The organism is Shewanella colwelliana (assembly GCF_001735525.1).
GTDB lineage: Bacteria > Pseudomonadota > Gammaproteobacteria > Enterobacterales > Shewanellaceae > Shewanella > Shewanella colwelliana.
Genome location: NZ_MCBT01000018.1, coordinates 1 through 25,250, shown reverse-complemented (window position 1 = coordinate 25,250; position 25,250 = coordinate 1). Strand labels below are relative to the sequence as shown.

Here is a 25,250-nt window from a genome sequence, read left to right as displayed (position 1 = left end):
AAGAGAGATAGATAAGTTTGAAGCATACATTTAAGCAAGAGTGGTTGGCTGAAATTGTCGATATCGCTAAAGAGGCCGGTCAGGCAATTATGGATATTTATCATTCCGATGGGTTTGCGGTGCAAACCAAAGTCGATGACAGTCCAGTAACCGCAGCCGATATCGCCAGTCATGAAGTCATTGTAGCGAGGCTTGCTGCATTAACCCCTGATATTCCTGTGATGTCGGAAGAGGCGGCTAACATTGCCTGGGATGAGCGTAAACATTGGCAACAATATTGGCTTATAGACCCCCTTGATGGCACCAAGGAATTTATTAAACGTAATGGTGAGTTTACCGTCAATATCGCCTTTATCGACAGTGGTAAAGCCGTTGCCGGAGTCGTTTATGCGCCAGTTTTAGATAAGTGCTACTACGGCGCATTATCGATGGGCGCGTGGTTAGCAAGGGATAGTCAGATTGTTGATCTCAACATGAGTGAGCATAGCGCACCCGCAACGCCGCGTGTGGTGGGCAGCAGATCCCATGTGAGCCCAGGCCTAGAGCGATATTTAGTTGAGCTGGGCGCACATAGTATGACCAGCATTGGTAGCTCGTTGAAGTTTTGTTTATTGGCCGAAGGCGTCGCTGAAATCTACCCGCGTTTAGGCTTAACCAGTGAGTGGGATACCGCTGCAGCACAGGCAGTACTTGAGAGTGCGCATGGTGCGGTCATCAATTATGAAACGGGTTTACCCCTTGATTACAACCAGAAAGAAAATATTTTAAACCCTTACTTTATTGCCACGGCTAAACACTGGTCAAGCAAACAATAAAAAGATAAACACGTTGGAGTTGAGTATGTTGAGAATGGGTGTTGACCTTGGTGGAACCAAGATTGAGTTAGTTGCGCTTAATGAAGATGGTCATGAGCTGTTTCGTAAACGCATTCCAACACCACGTGAGTATCAGGCGACGTTAGCTGCGATTGAGTCGTTAGTCGTTGAAGCCGAAACAACACTTGGGATGACGGGCACCGTTGGTGTTGGTATTCCTGGGGTGATCTCACCATTTTCTGGTCTGGTTAAAAATGCCAACTCCACCTGGATAAACGGCCACCCGTTGGACGTCGATTTAGGTAACCGACTTAATCGTGAGGTGCGTGTTGCCAACGATGCTAACTGTTTTGCTGTCTCTGAAGCTGTTGACGGCGCGGCGGCAGGGAAGGGCATGGTGTTTGGCGTCATTATTGGTACTGGGTGTGGTGCCGGTTTGGCGATAAACGGTAAGGTCCATGGTGGCAGTAATGGTATTGGTGGCGAATGGGGGCATAACCCGTTGCCTTGGATGACTGCGGACGAATTTAACTCGACTCAGTGTTTTTGTGGTAACCAAGATTGTATCGAAACCTTTATTTCTGGCACTGGCTTTGTGCGTGACTATAAGGCTGCTGGTGGTGATGCGCCCAGCGGGATAGAGATTGCCCAGAGGATGGCACAAGGGGAACCGTTGGCGACCGCTGCTTTTAATCGTTATATCGATAGACTGGCGCGCGCTTTGGCTCATGTCATTAATGTGCTCGATCCCGACGTGATTGTGCTCGGTGGGGGCGTGTCTAATATTGACGCTATCTATCCACTATTACCGGATGTGTTACCTAAGTATGTATTGGGCGGCGAGTGTCGAACCCCTGTGGTGCAGAACATGTATGGCGGTTCATCAGGTGTACGCGGCGCCGCTTGGCTTTGGTAATGACTTCATAGGTCGCCTAGGTTACACTTGCCCCACTTTATATTTGAACTAAATATTGGGGCAAGGATAGCCATGTTTTGGATTAAAAAGCTCGTTACGCAACTGTTTATGCCTATTTCGTTGTCGCTCATATTGTTGCTCGTTGCGATGATTATTTTACGGCGTCGCAAGCTGGTTAAGTCGCTTATCTTCACCTCTTTTTCTATTCTTCTGTTTGTCAGCAGTCAATGGGGCGCTAACCTGTTGGTTAACCCGCTCGAAATCCAATATCCGGTCAACAATCAACCCGCGCCTGCTGAGTGTGTGGTGATGGTGCTGGGCAGTGCCCATGATGACAGTATTCAAGGGGCGGCAACTCAACAGTTGTCGGCCACGGCATTGTCAAGGTTGACCGAAGGGCTACGACAGCTTGAACTGGGGCAAGGGTGTCAGCTGGTAGTGAGTGGTTGGGGCGGTGGGTTAAACCATTCGGCCCACGCCATGGTGATGGCGCAAGCAGCAATGTCGCTTGGCGTACCAGAGCACAAGATTATTGTCCTGCCTTTAGCCAAGGACACCATCGAAGAAGCCCAACATCTTAAATGGGAAATAGGTGATTTGCCCTTTCGTTTAGTGACATCCGCGACTCATATGCCGCGGTCGATGGCGATTTTTAAACAAGCGGGATTAAGGCCTCAAGCAGCGCCAACGGACTTTATCGGTCGCAACGATTATTGGTGGAAATTAGATGCGCGAAATCTTTTATCGTCACAACGGGCAATTCACGAGTATGTCGGCAAGCTTTGGTTCGATATACGCTATGGTGATGAAATTGAATTGCGTGATGCTGTATCCGAATCACTGTAGTGCGTGTTGTCAATAATGAAAGGAACAATGAGTGAGCGTAGAGCCTATTATTTTTCGTCCAACCACTAAGCACAATGGGTGGACGTTTACCCTTGTCGGCGCCGCGATGCTGATCTGTGGATTGCTGTTTTTTGTGTTATCGAAAACGATGTTTGGCCCCGGTATGGTCTGTTTTCTATTTGGTATGGTGCTGACGGTTCTTGGTGTGGCTAAGCTGATCCAGCCTGAGGTGAGTGTTGAGTTTAGATCGCAGGGGCTGGTTTATCATCATCGGCGCGGCACAATCTATCTGCGATGGGAGAATATTCAAAGAGTCGATGTTCCGCGCAGTATTTTAGCGCTTGATAGCGATGAGCTGCCTTATATCGGTTTACGGTTAAACCAGCTGTCAGCTTTGCTTGATGATATCCCCCCACGTTTGGCCACAGGCTTATTGACTGAGCAGCGTCCACTGCTGATGTCGTCGCTTACACTCGATGGTGAACTGTCTGGGTTAGAGCATTATTTAAACTCAGAGTTCTCGCCGCTGAATGTCGATGGTAAGCCGTATGATGGGGTTAAAGGGATGTTTGCTCGGCGCTGTGAGCAGTTAAATAATCAGCTGGGATACCATATCTACCTTCCCACAGATTGTCTCGACCGAGAACCCAGAGCATTTTTAACCTTATTGAGAGATTATAAAGCGCGTGCTACGGCGGAAAACTAGCCCGCGCGATATCTCTCGTTAATTAACGAGCTGCGGCTCGTTTGAATCATCAATCGTTGAATTAAGGCGGGTCTGCTCGCCTTCAAGTAGGGCTATCTCTTCGCGTACGCGCATACCGATAAATTGCCCGCCTTCAAAAATCTCCATTGAATTACAGGCGATTTCGCCTTCAACGGTACCAGTACTGGTGATATTGAGCTTTTCGCACTTAAGTTTGCCCTTGAATACACCAGAGACTTTGAGCTCTTTGCATTGCAACTCGCCATCGATATAGCCATCCACTTCGATGGTTAACTTACCGTTCGCACTGATTTTACCGTGTAGTTCACCACCGATAAGTGCTTCGCCTGCAAAATGGGTCTCACCGGAGAGTTTAGTGCCTTGAGCAATAAAGGTGAGGCCTGCGTTATTGTTTTTCTTTCCAAACATAATTGTTAACTTTTGTCGCGACTTTCACTAGATATTACCTGTAAAACTGGGCTAACAAAACCACTAATATTTGGCGCTTGTCTGTCAGAATTTTGGCAATCTATCATTGTTCCTTAAGCTTGGATCTTAATCGACTGGTTAGGACAGGGAGCGACACAGGCGCCACAGCCAGTGCAGCTTTCAAGATCAATAAGCGGCTTAGGTGCTTGGCCTATTGCTGGCTTAAAGCTAATTGCCCCAGGATCGCAGGCATCTTTGCAGGTTTGGCACCAAATTCCGCTATTGGCTAAGCAGGTATCATTGATGGTGGCTTTTATCTGCCACGGAACGTTTTGTGCTAAGTCAAATATTGGTTCAGGGCAGGCCTGTACGCATTTTTGGCAAAAAGTGCACTCGTCCTGCGCAAAGTTGATTTCCGGGAAACCACCGTCGCCACGGGTAATGATCTGGGTTTCACAGGCTGTAATACATTTATCACAGCGGGTACAGATATCGGTGAAGTCGATATCTGCTTTTACCCATGGCGGCCTAACCACGTTGCTTTTACGGCGACTAAACAGGTTGCGGCGGCTTTGATTAATACTATTACTCATTGGGTGCTTCTTTTTTTTATGATTGAGAGCGCACTCTAGTGCGCTCTGTTGACCGTTTAGCCGCCATATCCGTTAGGGTTACTCGACTGCCAATGCCAGCTGCTGTTGGCCATATCTTCAAGTGAATGGCTTGCTTGCCAGTTAAGTTCGCTTTGGGCTTTGGCTGGGTCGGCGTAGCAGGCGGCAATATCACCAGGGCGTCTATCGACAACCTTATAGGCAATGGCGTGTCCACAGGCTTGTTCAAAGGCTTTAACCATATCTAAAACGCTATAACCTTGACCTGTGCCAAGGTTGTAGGTCACAAGACCTGGTTGGGTATTGAGTTTTTCCAGCGCTTTGAGGTGACCTTTAGCTAAGTCGACCACATGAATATAGTCGCGCACGCCTGTGCCATCGGGGGTGTTGTAGTCGTCACCAAATACGCTCAACGCGTCTCTTTTCCCCACTGCCACTTGTGCAATAAACGGCATTAAGTTGTTAGGGATGTCATTGGGATCTTCGCCAATCAGTCCACTTTTATGGGCTCCGACCGGATTAAAATAACGCAAACGGGCAATGTTCCAGCTGCTATCTGAGTGATGCAAATCTGCCAATATATGCTCAACCATTAACTTTGATTGACCGTAGGGGTTGGTGGCTCCGGTAGGGAAATCTTCCAAAATGGGTAAGGAGGCGGGGTCGCCATACACGGTCGCTGATGAGCTAAACACGAGATTTTTAACCTTAAATTCAGCCATCACTTCACACAGGATTAAAGTCCCCGTGACATTGTTCTCATAATAACGCAGAGGTTGTGCAACCGACTCACCTACCGCTTTAAGCCCTGCAAAGTGGATCACAGATTTGATGTCATGATCGCTAAATATTTTTTGCAAGAAAGGTTTATTTAATACATCACCTTGATAAAAGGTCACTGTTTTTTGGGTGATTTGTTCGACACGCTTTAGGGCTTCAATGCTCGAGTTGCTCAGGTTATCGACAACCACGACGTGTTGATTATCGTTGAGAAGCTCTACAAGGGTATGGCTGCCAATATATCCTGCTCCACCTGTGACTAATATGGTCATGCATTATCTTCCTGATTAATTTTATTTACTAAGTCTGTTAGGTACTGCTTAAAGTCTTCGCCAATCTCATGGTGGCGCAAGGCATGCTCAACACTGGCTTGCATATAACCTTGCTTGTTACCGCAATCGTGGCTCTTGCCCTTCATGTAGTAAGCATTTACTGGCACTGTGTCCATGAGCATGGCTATCGCATCGGTAAGTTGTATCTCATCACCAGCCCCTGCTGGGGTTTTAGCCAGTAATGGCCAAATGGCTTTGGGGAGAATATAGCGTCCTACGACCGCTAGGTTAGAAGGCGCATCATCAATATCTGGCTTTTCCACCAAGGCAATAATGGGTTGTGACTCGCCAGGTTGCAGGGCGTGGCCATTGACATCGGCAATACCGTATTGATTGACGCAATGATGGGGGACACCTTCAACCATGATTTGGCCTACTTCAGTTTGATCGAAGCGGGCAACCATATCTGCGAGATTATCATGGGTTAGGTCACAGCTGGCTTCGTCGATAATGACATCGGGAAGAAGAACGGCAAATGGCTCATCCCCGACGACCTTTTGTGCGCATAATATAGCGTGGCCAAGGCCTTTTGCTTGAGATTGCCTTACGCTTATTACGGTGACATTAGCAGGGCAAATGGCTTGCACTTCAGCAAGTAATTGTCTTTTAACCCGTCGTTCAAGTTGTGCTTCTAGCTCAAAACTTGAGTCAAAATGGTTTTCGATTGAGTTTTTACTCGCATGTGTCACGAGCACGATCTCATTGATACCCGCCGCAATGGCTTCATTAACCACGTATTGAATTAACGGTCTGTCGACGACTGGGAGCATCTCTTTGGGTATGGCTTTGGTCGCAGGAAGCATGCGCGTACCGAGTCCTGCGACGGGGATAACAGCTTTACGGATCTTATGGTGTTTCATCCTAGTCCTAATGCGGCAGGTAAATGTTCCCTCATTCTAATAAAAAACAACTGAAAAGCCATTTTAAACTGAAGCTTAAGTAGAGAAAGGTGCAATTTTAGTCATTGTGCGCCTATTTCGTTACAGTCGTTAGTTAGTTGAAATTGTAGAGATTTAACATTTAGCGCCCACTAAATGTAAATTTTAAGTTACATAACTTGGGTGCGCCAGAGGCAACTATAAAGTGTGATCCTGTTAACAAAATGACGCGTTTGGTCAAATATGGAGTTAGGAACAGTCAATTGTGTTGTATTTATTATGAGCAAGCAAACAGCGTATCAGGCAAGATTACCTGATAGCAGTGGATATATTGAATATCCTCAAAATGAGCATGAAATTTGGCAGGCACTATACGACAGACAACAAGGTAATTTAGGCCAGTTTGCCTGTGATGCTTACCTGAATGGGTTAGCGGATCTCTCCTTACCACGTGACCGCATCCCTCAGCTTAGTGAGATAGACCAAGTGTTACAGGCTGCGACGGGTTGGAAAACGGCTGGCGTGCCAGCTTTGATCTCTTTCGAGAAGTTCTTCCAGCTACTCGCCAATAAAGAGTTTCCTGTGGCGACGTTTATACGCAGTAAAGAGGAGTTCGATTACCTGCAAGAGCCCGATATCTTTCATGAGATATTTGGACATTGCCCGCTGTTAACGAATGACTCGTTTGCACGATTTTCTCACCAATACGGCAAACTAGGCTTGGCCGCCTCGAAAGAGGAGCGGGTATTTTTAGCTAGACTTTACTGGTTTACGGTTGAGTTTGGTTTGATCCGTAATCGTCAAAATGAATTGAAGATATATGGCGGCGGGATTTTGAGCTCACCAGGCGAAACGCTTTACGCCATGAGCGATGCCCCGTTAATTAAACCCTTTGATCTGGTTGATATCTTACGCACGCCTTATCGAATAGATATTATGCAACCTGTGTACTATGCAATTGAATCAATAGATTATCTAGATGAAATCGTTAAAATGGATATCATGGCTGCTGTCACAAAGGCCCGAGAGCTTGGGTTGCATGCGCCGCTATTTGAGCCAAAATCCAAAGCCAGTTAAACAAGTTATAAGGATGAAGTATGACTGAATTAGCACAAATGAAATGCGAAGCTTGCCAAGCCGATGCACCGAAAGTCAGTGACAGTGAGTTGGCAGAACTTATCCGCCTAATTCCTGATTGGGGCGTGGAAGTGCGTGATGGCATTATGCAGTTAGAGCGTGTGTATAAATTTAAAAACTTTAAGTTGGCGATGGCATTTACCAACAAGTTGGCGGATTTAGCTGAGGAAGAGTTTCACCACCCTGGGATTTTAACCGAATGGGGCAAGGTGACGGTGACCTGGTGGTCTCATTCGATTAAGGGATTACACCGCAACGATTTCATTATGGCGGCCAAAACAGACCAGTTGTTAGACTAGAATTTAAGCTAATAAAATCAGCGTTATAGTATAACTATAGCGCTGATTTTTTTATTTGAATCACTTTCAGCTGTAAACAACTCTTGCCACAATTATCAGAACACACTAACGTATAGGCGATTTATCGACGCCAATATTATCACTCGGCCACTTGCCGTGTTGGTGAGATATTCCCAAAAACGATGAAGTTAAAAATAATAAAAGGGACGATAGCTGTATGCGCTTAGAAGTAAGTTGCATCGACCGTGTGGGTCTAGCAAAAGATATTCTGGAGATTCTAGAAGGCTACGGGATTAATCTGATTGCGATTGATGCCAGTAACCAAGGATTCCTCTACCTGCAGTTTGCTGAAGTAAACTTTGATGTACTCAGTGAACTCTTGCCGCTGATCAGAAAGGTGGAAGCCGTTCATGACGTGCGAACTGTGTCATTTATGCCGTCTGAACAAGAACATTACGCTTTAAAAACCTTATTAAAAACCCTGCCTGATTCTGTATTCTCCATCGATATCAAAGGACGCATTCGCATTATCAATGAATCTGCGGTGATGACACTGGGGATGGCGGAACATGAAGTGTTAGAGGAGCCGCTGAACCATTGGGTACAGGGGTTCAACTTTGCACGTTGGTTAAGTGAACCTTTAGTGCTGGCACAAGCCACTCGCGTCAATATTGGCCAGAGTGAATACCTTGCCGAAATGTTACCTATCTATTTGCCTGATGAGAACGATAAAACGATCCTTGCCGGTGCGGTGGTATCGCTTAAATCCCCTGCTCGTGTGGGTAAACAGTTTAATGCGCTTCAAAATCAGACGACAGGTTTTGAAAATGTGCTGGCGGTTAGTGACAAGATGAAAGAGGTGTTGGTGCAGGCGCAGCGTATGGCGCAGCTCGACGCCCCTTTGCTAATTACGGGGGAAACTGGCACAGGTAAAGAGTTAATGGCCAGAGCTTGCCATGATGCGAGCATGCGACGTGAACATCCATTTATTGCCATCAACTGTGCGGCGATGCCTGACAGTGCTGCTGAAGAGGAGTTGTTTGGTTATGTGAGTGGCGGTGAAGTGGTCAAACGTGGATTTTTTGAGGAAGCCAAGGGCGGTACTGTCTTTTTAGATGAAATTGCCGAGATGTCGAAAGCGGCACAGGTGAAACTGTTAAGGTTACTGCAAGATGGCACCTTTAGGCGTGTGGGAGGCGATGTTGAGGTGCGTTCCGATGTCCGCATTATCTGCTCAACTCAGAAAAACTTGGCCGAGTTATGTCAGACAGGTGAGTTTAGAGAAGATCTTTACTATCGCATTCATGTGCTGAGTTTCCACATGCCAAGCTTGCGAGATCGTAAGGTCGATGTGATCCCACTGACTGAGATGTTTCTTGAGCACTATAGCCAGCAACTCTCTATTCCTATTCGTCGGATCTCAGCGCCTTGTCGCGAGCACCTTTTGAGTTATGCGTGGCCAGGTAATGTCAGACAGTTAAAAAATGCCATATTTAGAGCGGTATCAATGTGGGATGGCTCTGCTGAACTAACGGTTGAGCAATTAAAGTTACCCTCTTATGCAGAAGGTTTTGGTTATTTCGATCACCAGTTTGAGGGCAGCTTAGATCAAGCGATGAAACAGTTTGAGGCGAGCCTGCTCAGACGTTTATATCCGGCTTATCCCAGCACGCGACAATTAGCCAAAAAACTGGGCGTATCCCATACCGCAATTGCGAATAAGCTTAGAGAGTATAAGATCAGCAAGCAAAAAGGGATGTAACAGCAGATTGCCAGTATAGTGGCGTATTTTTAGGCGGATAAAGTCCACATTGTACTGATATCGGTGGAAAACCCCGGATGTAATGATAAGTTTACAAAAAGAGTGGTTGCACAAGGTAATGTGATTCAGGTCACGCTATTCCTATCTTGGGAGCCATAGGGTATTTCTATGCCCATTAACGAGTGGATTGCTGTGCCGCGATGGCGTTATTGAGCAACACATTGAACAGATTGCGATAGGAGTCGGTATGAAGTTAGCAAGTTATAACAATGGTCGTCGTGATGGCCAGCTCATGCTTGTGAGTAAAGATTTAACCAAAACGGTAGCAGTGCCAGCCATTGCCCATACTATGCAGCAACTTATTGATGCGTGGGATTTGCTACAACCACAACTGCAAGAGCTTTATGAAGCACTTAATGACGGTCAGCTCGATAACGCGGTAGATTTTGATGAAACTAAATGTTTATCACCGCTTCCACGTGCTTATCAATGGGCCGATGGCAGTGCCTATGTTAATCATGTTGAATTAGTGCGTAAGGCACGTAATGCTGAGATGCCAGAAACATTTTGGACTGACCCATTAGTTTATCAAGGCGGTTCTGATTGTTTTATTGCACCAAAGGCTGATATTGAGTTAGCAAGTGAAGAATGGGGCATAGATTTTGAGTCAGAAGTTGCAGTGATCACCGATGATGTGCCTATGGGCGTGTCGGTTGAAAATGCCCATAAACATATCAAGCTGATCATGTTAGTGAACGATGTATCACTGCGTAATTTGATCCCAGGTGAGTTAGCAAAAGGCTTTGGCTTTTTCCAGTCTAAGCCATCGAGTAGCTTCTCACCTGTTGCGGTAACGCCTGATGAGCTTGGCGATAAATGGCAAGATTCTAAGGTTCACTTACCCTTAGTGACACACCTAAACAGTGAGTTGTTTGGTCGTCCTAATTGCGGCGTCGATATGACGTTCGACTTTAGTCAGTTGATTTCGCATTTTACTAAAACACGTCCATTAGGTGCAGGTGCCATTATTGGTTCTGGTACGATTTCAAACTATGACCGTAGTGCAGGTTCGAGCTGTTTGGCAGAAATTCGTATGTTAGAGACCATTGCAGAGGGTAAGCCTGCAACCTCATTTATGCGTTTTGGTGACAGAGTACGCATCGAAATGTTTGATGAAAACGAGGTGTCGATATTTGGCGCAATCGATCAACAGGTTGTCGAATATAAAGCTTAAGCTTAGTGGCTAGAGCGGAAAGTCGGGGCGCCTTTGGTCGCCCCGTTTTTTTATAGCATAGACCAGGGAGTCAGTGAATGAAATTGTATGGCTATTGGCGCTCAAGCGCCGCCTATCGTGTACGTATCGCATTAAACTTAAAAGGGTTAGATGCAGAGTTAATTTCAGTTCATCTGGTTAAAGGGGGCGGTGAGCAACATAGTGAAAGCTATGCAGCGCTTAATCCACAGGAGTTGGTTCCTACATTTATTGATAGCGACCAAGATGGCAATGCTTTTGTATTAACGCAATCCATGGCGATTGTAGAGTATTTGGACGAGCAGTACCCACAAGCGCCGCTGTTGCCAAGCACTACGCAAGCGAAGGCATCAGTTCGAGCCTTAGCGTTGTCGATTGCCTGTGAAATTCACCCTTTAAATAATCTACGGGTACTGCAATACCTGAGTGACACCTTAAAAGTGAGCGATGAAGCAAAAAACCAGTGGTACCATCATTGGATAGCGCAAGGGTTTAGTGCCTTAGAGCAACAGTTAGCTCACTGTGCGGGACGCTATTGCTTTGGTGACAGTGTGACGGTGGCCGACTTATGCTTAATTCCGCAAATTTATAACGCCAAACGTTTTAATGTGGATTTGACGCCATATCCGACTATTTGCCGCATTTGGGATAACTGCCACCAACTCGATGCCTTTATCAACGCGGCGCCTGAGCAGCAGGCTGATGCGAGTTAACCCCTGGGGTTAACGATGGGCCATCAGAAACTCAACAAACGCCCTATCGGCTAATCCGACGGGGCGCTCTTTATTCCACGCAATATGTAAATCAAGAAATACCGCAGGATTAAACGGCCTAGCTTGAATCTTGTCATGGGCTTCTATCACCATCTCCAATACGCTGGTGATGGCGTAGCCTTGTGACACGACCTGTTTGATTAAGTTGATTAAGTTGGTTTCAAAGGCGATATTGACCTCAATTCCCAAACTTTTAGCGTGAGAGAGCATCCATTCTCGATGGAAGTAGCCAGGCTTAAACATCACTAACTCGTGGGTCAGAAACTGCGGCAATGTGATGCTTGAACACTGTGACAAAGGGTGATCATCACTGAGTGCAACCACCATCTGTTCGCTCAGCAGTAAGTGGCTATCAAAATTGGGCTGCAGATCTTGGCCTGTAATGATGGCAATATCCACCTCTTCATTTTGTAGCATACGCAAACTGTCACGTGTTCCACCTTCAAATAACGACAGTTTTAAGTCTGGATACTGATGTCTGAAAGCCATTAGTCTTGATGGCAGGTAGTAAGAGCCTAGCATTCCGGGCACGGCAATACGTACTTCGCCTTGAGTCAGGTTCGCCATCGATCTTATCTGTGCTTCAGCCTGTTTAAGTTGGTTGATAATAAGTGCCGCGTGTTGTTGCAGCGCAACCCCTTCAGCGGTCAAGGTTAAACGGCTACCATCTTGGCCTCGATAGTGCGGATTGCGATTAACAAGAGTGACCCCTAAGTGCTGCTCCAAACGTTTAATGCTTTGGCTTAAAGCTGGTTGGGCCATGCTCAGTTGCTTTGCTGCTAAGGTGAAGCTGCCTTTTTGCGCCAATGCACTAAAATGCTTTAACTGTTTGATGTCCATGATCACTTACCTAGCTGCCTAAGGGCAATGGGTTTTATATCCATAATAAAATTGTATGGACATGATAATAATAATCTATTTTTGTTATGTTAATGTCAGTGGTAGCCTGTGTCTATCGTCTCAATAGAAAAGTGTGCGCTATTCATGCAGGGCAATATTCGATTACAGCATAGGTTGATATGGGGGCTCTCACTCGCGTCGGTCGTGGTGTATATCAACCTCTATGTGGTGCAAGGAATGCTGCCACTGATCGCGACCCATTTTAATGTAATGCCTGCACATGCGACTTTACTGTTGTCGGTAACCAGCTTTTCCATGGCCTTTTCATTACTGTTTTATGCCGTGATGTCAGACAAGATTGGTCGCCGAAAACCTCTTTTATGGAGCCTTGGCCTCTTAGTGCTGGTGGACTTGATTTTGGTTGGCCTGCAAGGCTTCTCAAGCTTAATCGCGATGCGATTGTTGCAAGGTGTACTGCTTGCTGCAGTGCCAGCAATTGCGATGGCCTATTTTAAAGATATGCTCGATAAAACCATTTTATTGTCTGCAGGGGCGGTATATATCGCGGCAAACAGTTTAGGGGGGATTGCTGGACGCTTGATTGGCGGAGCGATGGCGGCCTACCTTGATTGGCCTATGGCGATGATGATCTTAACGTTTATCAGCGCCGTAGGGGTGTTGATGGTTTATTTTTTACTGCCAAACCGCGACCGAGTTAGGGCAGAACGTGAGCCTAAAATACGCTTAAGTTTTGATGATCTGCGTGGGTTTACCACTCACCTCTCAGATAGCACGTTGCGTAAGCTCTACTTGTTGGGGGCTATCGCTTTTATGGTGATGGTTAACCAATTTAGCTATATCCAGTTGCACTTGATGCAAGCGCCGTTTAACTGGGGACGTTTTGAGGTGACCTTAATTTTTCTCTGTTACCTGAGCGGGACTTATGCCTCTTTTCGGTCGGCAAAATGGGTCACGCGAGTGGGGCGTCAACCGCTGTTTGTTCTATCAACATCGGTTATGTTGCTTGGTAGTCTAGTGACAACCATAGACACTAGCAGCACCATTATTGCTGGTTTTCTGTTGTCTAGCTTTGGTTTCTTCACCTTTCACAGTGTGTGTAATGCTTGGGTGGCTCAGCGAGCGCAGCAACATAGGGCCAAAGCAACGGCGCTTTACCTGTGTAGCTATTACCTTGGGGCGGCGCTAGGCGGACCATTTTTATTGCCATTTTGGCATCAGTGGGGCTGGAATGGGGTGGTAGTTGGTAGTTTATTGTTGCTCTTGGTGGTGATGGGCGTTGTGGCATTATTGGCGCGAGACAATCGTTCGCGCCAAACGAATGCCTTGCTTACTGAATAAAGGCTTTACGGTTTATGGCAAACTTCTGCATCTTGTCGTAGAGGGTTTTACGCGGCAGTTCCAGTTGCTCCATGGTGAGCTTAATACTGCCTTTGTTATGGCTTAGTGCTTCTTCAATCAATAAACGTTCAAAAAACTCGACCCGTTGTTGTAACGACATATTAGCATTGAGTTGTTTAGTCTGATTGAGCGAGGTTGCAAAGGCCGCATCAGCACCGAGTAGTACATAACGTTCTGCCAGATTTCTCAGCTCCCTGACATTACCCGGCCAGTCGTGCGACACTAATTGGGCGCTGTGTTCACTATTGAGCGGGATTAAGGCCTTGTGGTAGCGTGCCGATGCAATACGAGCAAAGTGAAGGAACAAAAGACTAATGTCTTCACGGCGCTCTCTGAGCGCTGGGATCGGTACAGTAACAAGGTTAAGACGATAGAGTAGATCTTGTCGAAACTCTCCGGTGTCACATAGCCCTTTAAGATCCACTTTGGTGGCGGCAATAATGCGGATATCTAAATCAATACTTTTATTTGATCCTAAGCGTTCAACTTTTCTATCTTCCAGTACTCGTAATAGTTTGACCTGCAACGACAGCGGGGTACTTTCAATTTCATCTAAAAATAGCGTGCCACCATTGGCGTATTCAAATTTGCCGATGCGGGTTTTATCCGCGCCGGTAAAGGCGCCTGATTCTGCGCCAAACAGTTCACTTTCAATAATGGTTTCAGGGATCGCGCCGCAGTTGATGGCAACAAAATTGGCTTCGCTTCGTTGGCTATGATCGTGAAGGTAACGCGCTACTAGCTCTTTACCCGTTCCTGTCTCTCCCTCAATGAGCACATCAGCCGGCATATCTATCACTTGATGAATAATATGCCGCATCTGTTTAATGCCAGGGCTGCTACCTAAAATGCGCGGGCCTGGTGTGCTTTGAGACTCTAGCTCTTTTTTCAGGCTGCGATTTTCTAGGGTGAGGGCGCGTTTCTCTATGGCGCGTTTAGCAATATCGAGCATATGCTCATTATTGAATGGTTTTTCGATAAAGTCATATGCCCCCTGTTTGAGTGCTTGTACGGCCATGGCAATATCACCATGGCCGGTGAGCAGGATAATCGGAATATCTTTATCGATAGAAAGCAATGAGCCCATTAAGGTTAAGCCATCAATATCAGGCATATTAACGTCTGAAATGATTATGCCTGGCCAATTTTCGGGGATCCCTTGTTCAATCTGCTGCGGATCCGTGACCGATAATGCGCGGTAGGATTCCAATTCAAACAGTTGTACTAAGGCTGAACCAATTAATGGCTCGTCATCGACGATCACGATATCAAACTTATTGAGCGTGTCACTGAGCATTATGCGTGTCCTGCGGCATGTATCGGCAATGAGATAATAAACATAGCGCCACCATCTTTGCGGTTGGTGACGCTAATTTGGCCCTGCATCGCTTCGACAATACGGCGAGAAATAGAGAGACCGAGACCAAGACCTTGACGAGAGCTGGTGTAATAGGGGTCAAAGATTTTTTTCATTTGGCTCTCTTCGATACCAGTACCAGTATCTTCAATCAAAATCTGCAGCTTATCTTGCTGTTTCACGCTGATGATAAGTTGTTTGGGCGAGCTGTGGTGCATCGCAACAATGGCGTTACTCATTAAGTTAATCAGCACCTGCTGTAGACGGATTGAATCACACCAAATCAATGCCTGCGTGTCAGTATTATTTAAGATCAGCTGAATGCCTTGTTTATCGACTTCTGGTTGAATAATGGTCAGCGCATCATGGATCGATTGTGCCACACTGGTGGCTTTATCATTGCCGCTGCTTTTGCGGGTAAAACTTTTAAACTGGGCAACGATGGCTGCTAGCCTGTCGGTCAGTTCAATGATGGTGATGATATTGGTGGACACATCATCCCACTTTGCACGTGATAGTAGGGTTTGGGTATTTTGAGCGTAACTGCGTATGGCGGCAAGGGGCTGATTTATTTCATGGTTAATACTGGCAGATAGGCTACCAATCACGGTGAGTTTAGCCGCTTGGACGAGCTCATCTTGAGTCTCTTTTAGCTGTTTGTTGCTGTTTTCAAGCTCCAGAGTACGCGCTTTTACACGTTGTTCGAGCTGTTCATGGGCCTGTTTAAGCCGTAGACCGTTCTTACGTCGCTCTATGGTATATAAGAGCGCGACTGCGCAAAGTAAGTACAGCGCACCGTAGAGCAATAACAGCGGCGGTAGTGCGCTATAGGTTGGAGCCATGGGTGCTAAGATATGAACTTTCCACCCTGCATTAGTCATCAATGCTTTAGTCTCCATATATTCTTGGAGGCCTTGGCTAGCGTTTCCGATTCGATAGATGTTGTAGGTGTCATCAAGGGATGCTTGGTAGGGCGGTTGAACCGTTAAACTGGAAATAGTGCGATTAGCATAACGGCGTGATTTAGCTATTAGTAATTGTTTATCGTCTGTGAGGGGGCTAAGTGAGTGTAACCGCCATTGTTGGTTACTTGATAGAAAAATGACGTCGTCACTGTCTGTAATGGTAAAGTCGTAGCCACTGGCTCTTGCCATGCCTGTGCTTTGCTGCTCAATTTCGGTGATATCGACTTTGACCACGATAACCCCAAGGATCTTGCTATCTGATTGTTCAGGGGTTAATGGATAGCCATGCTCATAGATGGGGTAGGAGAAGTAGTAACCTCGCTTGTTTGAGCTAGTCCCTACGGCAAAATAGCGTCCCAACCCTCCGTTAATTGCCTGAGTAAAGTAGGGGCGAAACCCGAAGTTTTTACCGATAAATGAATAATCTTGTTGCCAGTTGCTTGCAGCAATAGCTAACCCATCGGCATTAATGAGGTAGATATCTAGTGCTTCGGTAATGCTTTGGACCTCTTCAAGATAATGATTTAGTGGCTTAATGACCTCACTATTCGTGTTGGCGCGCAGGGCATTAGCAAGTAGCGGATTGGTTGAGAGCACATGTGGAATACTTTCGTAACGAGAGAGTGAGCCAGACATAAAGCTCATTAACTCTTTAATTTGTGCTTTGGATTGTGTTTGCGTCTGTTGATAACCTATTTCGAGGTGAAACCAATAGGCCAAGCGGAGAATGGCAACCAATCCTAATAAAACGATAAAGGTAACGCTAAGGTATTTTTTTGTTTTTATATTTATTGACATAAAAATGCATGTCCAAGTGGTAACAAAGCGAATCTAAACCTGTCACAAAGGTGTATGACATGTGTCAGACTCGCTTATATGTTACGCAAAATCAAGCTATTTAGTAACCATTTAACTTATCAATATATTCGGGCAAAAATAGCGAAATTTGCGGAATATAAGTGATTAAAATAAGGAAAAACAGCAACAATAATAACCAAGGTAAGCAGGAGTGGATCACCCAGCCCATACTTTTACCCGTGATCCCAGCCGTGACAAAGAGGTTTAAGCCCACGGGTGGGGTTAGCATCCCTATCTCCATGTTGACGACCATGATGATCCCCAGATGAATCGGGTCAATACCTAACTGTGTAGCGATTGGGAACAGTATGGGCGCCATGATCAGCAAAATTGCCGAGGGTTCCATAAAATTACCCGCCGCGAGTAGCAGCAAGTTGACGATGATAAGGAACCCCCAAACGGGGAGGCCCATTCCGACAATGGTTTCTGCAATAATATGCGGGATACGTTCCGTGGTGAGTACATGGGCAAACAACATCGCATTAGCAATGATAAATAGCAGCATAATACTGACTTTGGCGCCATCTCTGACGACATGACGGATCTCTTTATCGGTCGGAGTTTTTATCACGGCAAGTAGCATATAGCCGATATTTCTTATGCCTGCACTCAGCAATGCTTCCCTATTTTTACGCCACGCGACATGTTTGAGCGGACCAATGTCGCGATAACCAAACACTGCGATGAAATAGGCATAAACACAGGCAACGGCGGCCGCTTCAGTTGGACTGGCAACACCACCATAAATAGAGCCCAACACAATAAAGATAAGTGCTAACCCACCCATGGCTTTGGCACTCGATATCGCCAACACTTTTACCCCAGGAAAGGGACGAGAGGGCAGCTTTTTAATGCGCGCTACAATGTAGATAGCGAGCATTAGCAGTAAGCCCATCATTAATCCTGGAATAAGGCCTGCCATGAACATTCTGGCTGCCGATACTTCAGTTGCCGCAGCATAGACTAGCATCACAATCGACGGCGGAATAAGGATCCCCAATGTGCCAGATGTGGTGATAACCCCAGCAGCAAACTTTTCTGGGTAGCCCGCTCTCACCATTCCTACAATCACGATAGAGCCAATTGCCGCCACCGTTGCCGGTGAAGAGCCTGATACGGCTGCAAATAACATACATGCCATCACAGAGGCCATAGCAAGACCACCACGGATGTGGCCAACACTGTCCATGGCAAAATCAATGATGCGTCTGGCAACCCCGCCAGTGGACAAGAAGGCTGAAGACAGAATGAAAAAGGGAATGGCCAACAAAGTGTAGTGCTCAGAGGTTGACTCATAAAGCTTCAGGGCAATGGAGGCCAGTGAATCATCGGAGTAAAGCAAAATGGTGAGCATGCTTGAGAAGCCCAGTGCGATAGCGATTGGCATGCCGATTAACATACACAGGAACAAGCTGATAAATAGTGTGGCGATAGTCATTATTTATCTCCTTGCTTATGCGTGACTGAGGTGTCAGCTTCTTGGTCAATTAAATGCATGCTTTCCTTGGCTTCATCGGCAAATTTAAACCCATCAGTTTGATTGCGAATAATGGCGATGGCTAATTCAATAAATCGCCACGAAAGCAATGAAAACCCAATTAGTAGGATGCTTTGGGACATCCAAAGTGGTACCGCTGGCTCTTCTACATCAATGCGTAAATATTCCCATGCATTGTCCGGGTCAAGCTGGCTAACTAGAAAATGAGGTAGGTCAATATCTTCCATTGGTACACCGACCTGATACATTTTCGCTAAGTAATCCCAGCTGCCCAGCAGAAACATGACGCAATAGATTAAGCAGATAACCACTGCGATCAACGCGGTGATTTTACGTTTCTTTTTGTTTAACTTAGTGACAAAAGCGTCTACGCCTATGTGGGCACCCACTTTTACGCCATAAGACATGCCAAAGAGTACAAACCACCCACACAGAGTAAGGGTAAGCTCTTGGATCCACAGAAAACCTGTGTTGAAGAAGAATCTAGCGATCACTTCAGCAAACACTAGCAGTGTCATTGCAGAGATCAGTGCGTTGAGTACGCCTTCTTCAATGTGAGAAAAAATGCGAGATATCATCTCTTGTGCTCCTCAAGTAGGAATTAAACCTAGCTGTTCAGGTTACTAGGCTTAATTCCTTGGGATGTAATGATGATTTACTGGTTTGATGCTACCGCTGCGTCGATCAGATCTTTACCAATCTTCTCTTCAAACTGGGCCCATACAGGTTTCATTGAAGCTACCCATGCAGCGCGTTGGCTTGCATTGAGATAGGTGATTTCTGAGCGCTTTGAATCGATAATCGCTTGCTTGTCTTTGTTGACCTTTGCCGCCGCAATCTCATTACCATAAGCAACCGCTTCATCCAGTGAGGCTTTAATCACTTTACGCTTATCACCTGGAAGCCCTTTCCAAAACTCATTTGAGGTGACCACCATGTAATCCAGCACACCGTGATTACTTTCGGTTATGTTACTTTGTACTTCATAAAACTTTTTAGAGTATATGTTTGACCAAGTATTTTCTTGGCCATCGATTGCGCGTGTTTGCAGCAAGGTAAATACTTCAGAGAAAGGCTTTTTCACTGGGATGGCATCGATAGCCTGGAACTGCGCCGCTAATACATCAGAAGCCATGATGCGAAACTTCTTACCTTTGGCATCTTCAGGATTAACCAATGGACTGCTTGCTGAGAATTGCTTCATCCCATTATGCAGGTAACCTAAACCAATTAACCCTTTACGTTTCATTGAATTAAGCAGTTTTTGCCCCGCGTCACTTTGTTGGAAGCGATTCACTGCATCCATATCTTGAAACAGAAATGGCAGATCAAATATCTGTAATTTTTTGGTATAACGTTCAAATTTAGACAGCGAAGGTGCCACAAATTGCACGTCGTTTAGCAGTAGCGCTGACAGTTCATTGTTATCGCCAAACAGCTGCGAATTTGGAAAAACGTTAACTTGGTATTCGCCGGGAAGTCGCTGTTCGACCAGCTCTTTAAACTTAAGGGCCATCTGTCCTTTTGGGGTATTTTCCGCCACGACGTGGGAAAATTTTATTTCAACGGGTGCGGCAAAAGCGGTAAGGCTAGCTCCGAATAAAGCTGCAATGGCACTGATTTTGACTAATTTCTTGAGTGGAGACAGCTTTGTAGAGGTATTGAGTGTTGTCATCTTAATGTCCTTTTTTGTTAACTCTGTTGAACTGTTGTCGTTCAATGGGAGTTTTAGATCTATTTGACTCAATTAGTAATAGGCAAGGACTAGGCCATAATTGTTTTTATTTTGTTAATTTATCTATATCAATATGTTAAGTGGGAGTGCTTTGGGAGGCTCGGTATGTCATGGGCCATATACCGCCCACTTATTTTGATGCAATGGGTGGTTATCCACCCATCATCTTTAGGCAAAATCTAGATTTGTTGCCATCGTGCTTGTTGGTAATGGCCGCGATAAAAGAGTAAGGCCGCCGCAAGTGCGCTGACTGCGCCAAAGATCAGAGCCACTTTGACGTCGAATATCGATAGTACGCCGCCAATCAATGCCGCTAATAGGTTGCCGACGCAGAAGATGGTGACCAGCATGCCCATCAATTGTCCCTGAGCACGATGTTGATAAGCGGTTGATAGGTAAGAGGGCAGAAACCCATTGTAGATGGCGATACCTGCACCAATCGTCATAAAGGTAAAGAGATAAGCCGAGTGGTTGATAAAGGGAAAGCTCATTAAAGAGAAGATAAAGATCGCGATGCCCACTAAGCTGGCGTTGGCGTGCGAGAGTCTGCGTTGGATGATCGGGTTAAACCAGACACTTGTGGCGATCATGCTGGCAGTTAATAACACTGTAACCCAGCTGATATCGGTTGCAGTAAAATCAAATGCTGTGACTAAGTAGAGTGGGTAGAATTCATAGTAAAGGTTGACCCCCATAGTAAGCAGTAGGTACAGAATAAAAAAGCGTTTCAGTGCTGGGTCTTGCAAAAGTCGTAGACTCGAGCCTTGCTCTGCATGTTCTACGGGATTATTGAGGCTGCTTGGCAGCAGCTGATGGCTGAGCCCAGCGCAGAGCAAACAGGCGATGGCGGCGCTCCAAAAGACCATATCTATCCCCATGTAAAGCAAGTAGCCCCCCGCAAGCGGCCCGATAAGGTAACCGCCGTATCCCATGGCACTGATGAGTGAAAAACTACGGGTTTTGTCGAGTACAGGATGTAAATCCGCGGCAATAGCGCGCGCGATGGCTATATTTCCCTCGCAAAAACCGGTGAGCAATCTCGCTAAACAGAAAAGAATGAAGTGTTCTGATAGTGCCGCAATGGCGGTAAGCATGTAGCCGATGGCACTCCCCAGAAGCGTGAAGGTTAATAGGCGTTTTCGGCCATGATGATCCGAGAGTGCACCAATCATGCTACTGCCAATAATAATACCTAACGGATAGATCCCTAATACAATACCAAGCAGTAGCTCACTGGGGAGCCCCAAAAACTGCGTTAACGGTGAACTACTTTCTGCAAAGAGTGGGGCTAGCACTGGGTAGGGGAGTGCGATGCCTGCCACGCTAATTAGGGTGACAATGAGAGTCACCATTAGTATCTGTTTAGCCGTTGCATGTGCATCTGCAGGATTAACATCTATCTGTGGCATACGATCAATAGCTTGTTGAGTCGACGAAAGAGTGAATTGACTTTGTCATTAAAGCTTAATTAAGTAAAGCTTTTTGTTTATATAGTGGTGTAATCTGCTAGGGAAGCACTTTTAGGGAAGGGCTATAGTCGATAAATGGTTCAACGCAATGGACACTGCGTGCGAGGCATAATGGCCAAGGCTATTTTGTTGGATTAATACGTTTTAGAATGGCCTCACTAGGAAGGAGTTCTAAATGGCCATGCGCATCAAAGTACCATCCGGTGATAAACCCTTTTTGTCGCATGGTAACTAGGTTTTGCATCACCTCTTTCGCTTCAACCATTGCTGTTTGTTCGTCACATTCATGAGTGAGCTTTAAATATGCAGCAATACTCGCCAAAGAGGCTGATTGAGTTACATCGGCCATAAGTCACCACCGTAAAAATAGAGGGATTGAACTTGTAATAGTTGAAGAATAGTTGAGCTGATGGGAACTGCAACGGTAAACCACTAGCTAATGGTGTGCCTGATAGGCTGATTAATTATAAATTTTGAGAAAATATGAAGATGAAGAAATATGGTGGTCGATACTGGGCTCGAACCAGTGACCCCCTCCTTGTAAGGGAGGTGCTCTCCCAGCTGAGCTAATCGACCTGGGATGGTGAGTAATTTATCAATATCTTACAGTGAAGATATGGTGGTCGATACTGGGCTCGAACCAGTGACCCCCTCCTTGTAAGGGAGGTGCTCTCCCAGCTGAGCTAATCGACCTGGGATAAATACTACGCTAACTATTTCATAACAATGGTGGTCGATACTGGGCTCGAACCAGTGACCCCCTCCTTGTAAGGGAGGTGCTCTCCCAGCTGAGCTAATCGACCTGGGACATTATTATATTCGATATTCTCTCATTAAATGAGATGGTGGTCGATACTGGGCTCGAACCAGTGACCCCCTCCTTGTAAGGGAGGTGCTCTCCCAGCTGAGCTAATCGACCTGGGAATATCTCACAACATTAATTTGAATTACCAAACATTTCAACATAGTGCTGAAATATGGTGGTCGATACTGGGCTCGAACCAGTGACCCCCTCCTTGTAAGGGAGGTGCTCTCCCAGCTGAGCTAATCGACCTGGGATATTTCAAATTGTACAGCCATACAGAATATGGTGGTCGATACTGGGCTCGAACCAGTGACCCCCTCCTTGTAAGGGAGGTGCTCTCCCAGCTGAGCTAATCGACCTCGCTGTGTGGGGCCGTATTATAGGGGGGAACGATCTACTGTCAACGCTTTTTTTTGATAAAACATAGAGTCCGGTTCAAATTTGCACGGTTTGGCTTAATGTTAAACAAAACATCGTCAACTTAGGCATAGGGTTGACTAAATAATGTCTCATCGAGGAAATTAATCTGGGCAAGCGGCTTATTAAAACCTACCGAGTACGACATTCTTTAGACTGTTTTTCCATCAAGTTTGCATCGAGCTACTTAAACCTTGTCTATTGAATCGTGAAAAGCAAGAGATGATGGCTACATAACTTGATGACGCTTACCTTAGCGAAAGTGGAAACAACATCATTAGCTTCTCTATATTAGTGCAGAGTATTTTCTCTTAAGCGCTTTGGCTGTTAGAATAGCCGCCACATTTAATAGTTGAGTCTACAATTTAGACTTTCGAAGATAGGTTTGTGTCCCATTATGACGACTAAGACGCGTTTCGCTCCAAGCCCTACAGGTTTTTTACACGTAGGCGGTGCTCGTACTGCACTTTATTCATGGCTATATGCCCGTGCCAATCAAGGTGAATTTGTTTTACGTATCGAAGATACCGACCTTGAGCGTTCTACGCCAGAAGCATGCGAGGCGATTTTAGATGGTATGCAGTGGTTGGGCTTAACTTGGGATGAAGGCCCGTACTATCAAACAAAACGTTTTGATCGTTACAATGAGATCATTGCTCAAATGCTAGAGCAGGGCACTGCGTATAAGTGTTATTGCAGCCGTGAGCGTATTGAAAGCATGCGTGAAGAGCAGGCCGCTAAGGGTGAGCAACAAAAGTATGACGGTTGTTGCCGTGATAAAGCGCCACGTGACACTGATGAGCCGTTCGTAATTCGTTTTAAGAACCCAACTGAAGGCAGTGTGGTTTTTGATGATCACGTCCGTGGTCGTATTGAGATCTCTAATGAGTTACTCGATGATTTGATCATTGCGCGTACAGAAGGTACACCAACCTACAACTTCTGTGTAGTGGTTGATGATTGGGATATGGGGATCACCTGTGTTGTACGGGGTGAAGACCACATCAATAACACGCCACGCCAAATTAATATTTTGAAGGCTCTTGGCGCACCGATCCCAGAATATGCACATGTTGCCATGATTTTAGGCGACGATGGCGCCAAGCTATCTAAACGTCATGGCGCAGTTGGTGTGATGCAGTACCGTGATGATGGTTACTTGCCTGAGGCCCTACTTAACTATTTAGTTCGTCTAGGTTGGTCACATGGCGATCAAGAAGTCTTCTCTATTGACGAGATGAAGCAACTATTTAAGTTAGATGATATCAATAAGGCGGCTTCCGCTTTTAATACCGACAAGCTTATTTGGTTGAACCAGCACTATATGAAAGAGTTGGCACCTGAGTATGTAGCGAGCCATCTTGAATGGCATATGGCGGATCAAAAGATTGATACGACAAATGGCCCTGCGCTCGCCGAAGTGGTTACGGCGTTAGCAGAGCGAGCTAAGACGCTTAAAGAGTTAGCTGCATCTAGTCGTTATTTCTATGAAGACTTTGCCGATTTCGATGAAACGGCTGCGAAGAAGCATCTTCGCGGTGTGGCATTGGAGCCCCTTCAGTTAGTTCAGCAAAAATTGGCCGCGCTGCCTGAGTGGACGCTTGAAGCGATTCATCAAGCTATTGAAGATACCGCTGCGGAATTAGAAGTGGGTATGGGTAAGGTAGGTATGCCGCTTCGCGTTGCGGTAACTGGGGCAGGGATGTCACCTGCTGTAGATTTAACCTTATTCCTTGTCGGAAAGGCTCGTTGTGAACAAAGAATCTCCAAAGCGATTGAATTTGTAGCAAATAGAATAAATTCCTAAAAAACGAGTTGACACTTTTGGGTGTGCTGCATAGAATGCGCCTCGCAGTTGAGACACAGCGTCGTTAAATTCGCGGTGCACTCAAAAGCAACTAGTTAGGTAAAGGGGCCTTAGCTCAGCTGGGAGAGCGCAACACTGGCAGTGTTGAGGTCAGCGGTTCGATCCCGCTAGGCTCCACCATCTAACTGACTCGATGCAGAGTATAACGTATCACTAAGCGTTGATGTTTAGCCTACAGGCATCGATGAGTATTCACTCGGTACAGAGTATAAGGTACCAACAGTGTCCCATTCGTCTAGAGGCCTAGGACACCGCCCTTTCACGGCGGTAACAGGGGTTCGAATCCCCTATGGGATACCACTTTCTTGAGTGGTTGACTGTAAAGTTAACGATTCGATAGCGTTGAAGCGATAGCCTACTGGCTTCAATGAGTATTCACTCGGTACAGAGTATAAGGTGCCAACAGTGTCCCATTCGTCTAGAGGCCTAGGACACCGCCCTTTCACGGCGGTAACAGGGGTTCGAATCCCCTATGGGATACCAC

Annotated in this window: 23 protein-coding genes and 9 tRNA genes; 14 read left to right on the top strand and 18 right to left on the bottom strand. The window is 46.0% G+C overall.

Annotation, left to right across the window (positions count from 1 at the left end; all coding sequences use genetic code 11):
• The first annotated feature begins 17 nt into the window (after positions 1-17).
• From cysQ to BEL05_RS06875, 4 genes are all read left to right on the top strand, one after another.
• Entirely contained in the window at positions 18-815 is a 798-nt protein-coding gene (gene cysQ / locus BEL05_RS06890; protein WP_083250315.1) for a 3'(2'),5'-bisphosphate nucleotidase CysQ, read from the top strand.
• Between the two features lie 25 nt (positions 816-840).
• Positions 841-1,731, top strand: a complete 891-nt coding sequence (gene mak, locus BEL05_RS06885; RefSeq protein ID WP_069670698.1) for a fructokinase — start codon at positions 841-843, stop codon at positions 1,729-1,731.
• Between the two features lie 72 nt (positions 1,732-1,803).
• Positions 1,804-2,577, top strand: coding sequence for a YdcF family protein (locus BEL05_RS06880; protein WP_069670697.1), 774 nt, complete (start codon positions 1,804-1,806; stop codon positions 2,575-2,577).
• Positions 2,578-2,608: 31 nt separating this feature from the next.
• Positions 2,609-3,283 carry a DUF2982 domain-containing protein gene (locus BEL05_RS06875; RefSeq protein ID WP_069670696.1) on the top strand — a complete coding sequence of 225 codons (675 nt, stop codon included), beginning with the start codon at positions 2,609-2,611 and terminating at the stop codon, positions 3,281-3,283.
• 18 nt (positions 3,284-3,301) lie between these two features.
• Here BEL05_RS06875 and BEL05_RS06870 read toward each other — a convergent pair whose 3' ends face one another.
• From BEL05_RS06870 to galU, 4 genes are all read right to left on the bottom strand, one after another.
• Positions 3,302-3,712 (bottom strand): bactofilin family protein, encoded by a 411-nt coding sequence (locus tag BEL05_RS06870; RefSeq protein ID WP_069670695.1) that lies wholly within the window; start codon positions 3,710-3,712, stop codon positions 3,302-3,304.
• Between the two features lie 113 nt (positions 3,713-3,825).
• Entirely contained in the window at positions 3,826-4,305 is a 480-nt protein-coding gene (napF, locus tag BEL05_RS06865; protein ID WP_069670694.1) for a ferredoxin-type protein NapF, read from the bottom strand.
• 56 nt (positions 4,306-4,361) lie between these two features.
• Positions 4,362-5,375: a UDP-glucose 4-epimerase GalE gene (galE, locus tag BEL05_RS06860; protein ID WP_069670693.1), complete on the bottom strand. Its 1,014-nt coding sequence runs from the start codon at positions 5,373-5,375 to the stop codon at positions 4,362-4,364.
• Entirely contained in the window at positions 5,372-6,295 is a 924-nt protein-coding gene (gene galU / locus BEL05_RS06855) for a UTP--glucose-1-phosphate uridylyltransferase GalU (protein ID WP_069670692.1), read from the bottom strand. Before galU ends, galE begins: the two co-directional genes overlap by 4 nt.
• A gap of 297 nt (positions 6,296-6,592) precedes the next feature.
• On the opposite strand from galU, the gene phhA reads away from it, so the two are divergent.
• The 5 genes from phhA to maiA all read left to right on the top strand — a co-directional run bounded on the left by phhA (position 6,593) and on the right by maiA (position 11,476).
• Complete coding sequence (gene phhA / locus BEL05_RS06850; RefSeq protein ID WP_069670691.1) at positions 6,593-7,390, top strand: phenylalanine 4-monooxygenase; 798 nt, start codon at positions 6,593-6,595, stop codon at positions 7,388-7,390.
• Between the two features lie 20 nt (positions 7,391-7,410).
• The gene (locus tag BEL05_RS06845) at positions 7,411-7,749 is read left to right on the top strand and encodes a 4a-hydroxytetrahydrobiopterin dehydratase (RefSeq protein ID WP_028765137.1); all 339 of its coding nucleotides are present in this window, start codon (positions 7,411-7,413) and stop codon (positions 7,747-7,749) included.
• A 217-nt stretch (positions 7,750-7,966) separates the two neighbouring features.
• Positions 7,967-9,511, top strand: a complete 1,545-nt coding sequence (gene tyrR / locus BEL05_RS06840; RefSeq protein WP_069670690.1) for a transcriptional regulator TyrR — start codon at positions 7,967-7,969, stop codon at positions 9,509-9,511.
• A gap of 247 nt (positions 9,512-9,758) precedes the next feature.
• Positions 9,759-10,745, top strand: coding sequence for a fumarylacetoacetate hydrolase family protein (locus BEL05_RS06835; RefSeq protein ID WP_028765135.1), 987 nt, complete (start codon positions 9,759-9,761; stop codon positions 10,743-10,745).
• Positions 10,746-10,822: 77 nt separating this feature from the next.
• Positions 10,823-11,476 (top strand): maleylacetoacetate isomerase, encoded by a 654-nt coding sequence (maiA, locus tag BEL05_RS06830; protein ID WP_069670689.1) that lies wholly within the window; start codon positions 10,823-10,825, stop codon positions 11,474-11,476.
• 9 nt (positions 11,477-11,485) lie between these two features.
• Here maiA and BEL05_RS06825 read toward each other — a convergent pair whose 3' ends face one another.
• Positions 11,486-12,376, bottom strand: coding sequence for a LysR family transcriptional regulator (locus tag BEL05_RS06825; RefSeq protein ID WP_028765133.1), 891 nt, complete (start codon positions 12,374-12,376; stop codon positions 11,486-11,488).
• A 144-nt stretch (positions 12,377-12,520) separates the two neighbouring features.
• On the opposite strand from BEL05_RS06825, the gene BEL05_RS06820 reads away from it, so the two are divergent.
• Positions 12,521-13,735 (top strand): MFS transporter, encoded by a 1,215-nt coding sequence (locus BEL05_RS06820; protein WP_028765132.1) that lies wholly within the window; start codon positions 12,521-12,523, stop codon positions 13,733-13,735.
• Here BEL05_RS06820 and BEL05_RS06815 read toward each other — a convergent pair.
• The 13 genes from BEL05_RS06815 to BEL05_RS06755 all read right to left on the bottom strand — a co-directional run bounded on the left by BEL05_RS06815 (position 13,725) and on the right by BEL05_RS06755 (position 22,841).
• Complete coding sequence (locus BEL05_RS06815; RefSeq protein WP_217629854.1) at positions 13,725-15,092, bottom strand: sigma-54-dependent transcriptional regulator; 1,368 nt, start codon at positions 15,090-15,092, stop codon at positions 13,725-13,727. The genes BEL05_RS06820 and BEL05_RS06815 overlap by 11 nt on opposite strands.
• Complete coding sequence (locus tag BEL05_RS06810) at positions 15,092-16,915, bottom strand: sensor histidine kinase (protein ID WP_069670687.1); 1,824 nt, start codon at positions 16,913-16,915, stop codon at positions 15,092-15,094. The genes BEL05_RS06815 and BEL05_RS06810 overlap by 1 nt, the downstream gene beginning before the upstream one ends.
• A gap of 100 nt (positions 16,916-17,015) precedes the next feature.
• The gene (locus tag BEL05_RS06805; RefSeq protein WP_069670686.1) at positions 17,016-18,413 is read right to left on the bottom strand and encodes a TRAP transporter large permease; all 1,398 of its coding nucleotides are present in this window, start codon (positions 18,411-18,413) and stop codon (positions 17,016-17,018) included.
• Positions 18,413-19,051 carry a TRAP transporter small permease gene (locus BEL05_RS06800; RefSeq protein WP_028765128.1) on the bottom strand — a complete coding sequence of 213 codons (639 nt, stop codon included), beginning with the start codon at positions 19,049-19,051 and terminating at the stop codon, positions 18,413-18,415. The genes BEL05_RS06805 and BEL05_RS06800 overlap by 1 nt, the downstream gene beginning before the upstream one ends.
• A 77-nt stretch (positions 19,052-19,128) precedes the next feature.
• The gene (locus BEL05_RS06795; RefSeq protein WP_069670685.1) at positions 19,129-20,148 is read right to left on the bottom strand and encodes a TRAP transporter substrate-binding protein; all 1,020 of its coding nucleotides are present in this window, start codon (positions 20,146-20,148) and stop codon (positions 19,129-19,131) included.
• Positions 20,149-20,387: 239 nt separating this feature from the next.
• Positions 20,388-21,617, bottom strand: a complete 1,230-nt coding sequence (locus BEL05_RS06790) for an MFS transporter (protein ID WP_069670684.1) — start codon at positions 21,615-21,617, stop codon at positions 20,388-20,390.
• 181 nt (positions 21,618-21,798) lie between these two features.
• A complete protein-coding gene (locus BEL05_RS06785; protein ID WP_028765126.1) occupies positions 21,799-22,026 on the bottom strand; it encodes a hypothetical protein in 228 nt (75 codons plus the stop codon).
• A gap of 151 nt (positions 22,027-22,177) precedes the next feature.
• Positions 22,178-22,253 (bottom strand) — tRNA-Val (locus BEL05_RS06780).
• Between the two features lie 41 nt (positions 22,254-22,294).
• A tRNA-Val gene (locus BEL05_RS06775) sits at positions 22,295-22,370 on the bottom strand.
• Positions 22,371-22,404: 34 nt separating this feature from the next.
• Positions 22,405-22,480 (bottom strand) — tRNA-Val (locus tag BEL05_RS06770).
• A 40-nt stretch (positions 22,481-22,520) separates the two neighbouring features.
• Positions 22,521-22,596: transfer RNA gene (locus BEL05_RS06765), tRNA-Val, on the bottom strand.
• A gap of 59 nt (positions 22,597-22,655) precedes the next feature.
• Positions 22,656-22,731: transfer RNA gene (locus BEL05_RS06760), tRNA-Val, on the bottom strand.
• A gap of 34 nt (positions 22,732-22,765) precedes the next feature.
• A tRNA-Val gene (locus tag BEL05_RS06755) sits at positions 22,766-22,841 on the bottom strand.
• A gap of 455 nt (positions 22,842-23,296) precedes the next feature.
• On the opposite strand from BEL05_RS06755, the gene gltX reads away from it, so the two are divergent.
• The 4 genes from gltX (at position 23,297) to BEL05_RS06735 (ending at position 25,249) form a co-directional block, all read left to right on the top strand.
• Entirely contained in the window at positions 23,297-24,706 is a 1,410-nt protein-coding gene (gene gltX / locus BEL05_RS06750; RefSeq protein ID WP_069670683.1) for a glutamate--tRNA ligase, read from the top strand.
• 104 nt (positions 24,707-24,810) lie between these two features.
• Positions 24,811-24,886, top strand: a tRNA-Ala gene (locus tag BEL05_RS06745).
• Positions 24,887-24,990: 104 nt separating this feature from the next.
• A tRNA-Glu gene (locus tag BEL05_RS06740) sits at positions 24,991-25,066 on the top strand.
• Between the two features lie 107 nt (positions 25,067-25,173).
• Positions 25,174-25,249, top strand: a tRNA-Glu gene (locus BEL05_RS06735).
• The last annotated feature ends 1 nt before the right edge of the window (position 25,250 follow it).